The following is a 1,890-nucleotide window of genomic DNA, read 5'->3' as shown; positions in this document are numbered from 1 at the left end:
CTCGTGAACGGGCGGGTGGACTCTCGGTCGACTGCACTGCTTTTACCCCTCTCGACGCCAGGTCATCAACACCCCGACGACTTGTTTGCTTGACGCACCTTACTACGGAGTAGCGCAGAACACACCACCGACATGTGAGCGCCGTCATAGACAGAGGTCACCGTCACGAACAGCTATGAGTCCTGCCATGTCGGACCATACAGCCCACAATTGTGGCGGTATCGACGATTGCGTCGGATGTCGTTTTCCGCGCGGATTCCCAGCACTGGCGGCTGCGCCGAATAAATATTGCGGAAAACTGTCATTCATAACGAACCCCCCGACCGAATACTCCGGCAGATCACAGACCGATGGCATAACTGGACAATTGATCATTCCATTGATAGATATCAGCTATCACTAAGAAGTGCGCCGTGGGCGGGGCGCGCCCGGGACGGAATACAGGCACGATAGGCAGAGCGAATTGATATCGTGCGGGCTTCCGACGTCTGGAGGGACATGTTCACCACACTCGCCAAGGTGGCCAACGCCGCCTTCGCCGTCGCCCTCGGTGCAGCACTGCTCGGCACCGGCGCGGGCGCTTCGCAGGCTCAACCCGGCCCGCCGGTGATCGGCGGCGGCTCCGGAATCGTCATCGACAGCATGTTCGAGTGCACCGTCACCACGGTCGGCTACGACGGTGCGGGCAGACTCGTCGGACTGACCGCGGGCCACTGCGGCGACGCGGGCGCGAGCGTCACCGCCGAGGTGGACCGTGGCTACGGCGAGATCGGCCGGTTCGCCTACAGCAACTCCGAACTCGACTACGCGATCATCGAGTTCACGCCGGGGCGGATCATCCCGGTGAACCGGATCGGCAACGTCACCATCACCGGCATCGGCGGGCCAGCCCAGTTCCCGACGATCGTCTGCAAGGAAGGCCGGACCACCGGCAACACCTGCGGCATCACCTGGGGTGACGTCTTCCAGACCAATACCGAGACCTGGGCCCAGATGTGTGTGATCGAAGGCGATTCCGGTGCGCCGGTGGTCGTCGGCTCGACCCTGGTGGGCATGGTGAACGCCTACCTGGCCGTGGCCTGCTTCGGCCCCGAGGTCGGCACGAACATGAGCGCGATCATGAACGACGTCAACGGCCGCGGCGGCGTCGGCGCGGGATTCCATCCCATCTAGCCCGCCCGTTCGGATCGCCGGAAGCACTGCGGGTCGCGTGGATTCACCTCCACGCGGCCCGCTTCATTTCTGTCCGAGGGGCGCCAGCGCCGGACCGTCGGCGCCCGCGCAGTGCGGCAGGCAATCGACCCGGTCGGGTTCCGGCGCGCGCCGCGGGACCCGCAGCAGCACCCCGGCCACGACCGCTCCGACCAGCAGCAGCGCAGCGCACCAGCGCATCGCGGTGTCGAAGCCGGCGGCGAAGGCGACCGGATCGTCGAAGGCGCCAGCCAGGCCCGCCAAGCCGGGCAACGCGGCGACGGCCAGCAGCTGCGCCGTCCTGGCGACGGCGTTGTTGACCCCGGAGGCGATGCCAGCGTCGGCGGTGGGCACCGCGGCCAGCACCGCGCCGGTCAGCGGCGCGACCATGATCGAGAGCCCGAGCCCGAAGATCAGCACGCCGGGCAGGACATCGGTGAGATAGTTCGCGTCGGCCCCGACCCGTTGCAGCGCGAAGACACCGCCCGCGGCCAGCAGCGGACCCACGGTCATCGGGATCCGCGGCCCGTGCCGTTGCGCCCAGCGCCCGGCCGGGGCCGACAGCACCAGCATCAGCACCGTCACCGGCAGACTCGCCGCGCCCGAGGCCATCGGCGAATACCCGGAGACCAGTTGCAGCTGCAGGACCAGCAGGAAGAAGACGCCGCCCAGCGCGGCGTAGACGAAGAACGTCACCAG

The 1,890-nt window shown here is 67.0% G+C and carries 1 protein-coding gene and 1 pseudogene; one reads left to right on the top strand and one right to left on the bottom strand.

Features of this window, described 5'->3' with window-relative positions; all coding sequences use genetic code 11:
* Positions 1–498: 498 nt before the first annotated feature.
* Positions 499–1,173: a chymotrypsin family serine protease gene (locus ACWDNU_RS45340; RefSeq protein WP_355275279.1), complete on the top strand. Its 675-nt coding sequence runs from the start codon at positions 499–501 to the stop codon at positions 1,171–1,173.
* A 63-nt stretch (positions 1,174–1,236) separates the two neighbouring features.
* Here ACWDNU_RS45340 and ACWDNU_RS45335 read toward each other — a convergent pair.
* A pseudogene (locus tag ACWDNU_RS45335) lies at positions 1,237–1,890 on the bottom strand (MFS transporter); the annotation flags it as partial.

Source organism: Amycolatopsis sp. NPDC003676, from assembly GCF_053587275.1.
This window is presented reverse-complemented; position numbering and strand designations above follow the sequence as displayed.

Excerpts from the sequence above, each read along its gene's own strand:
- ACWDNU_RS45340 (WP_355275279.1), top strand. The coding sequence starts at position 499 with ATGTTCACCACACTCGCCAAGGTGGCCAACGCCGCCTTCGCCGTCGCC.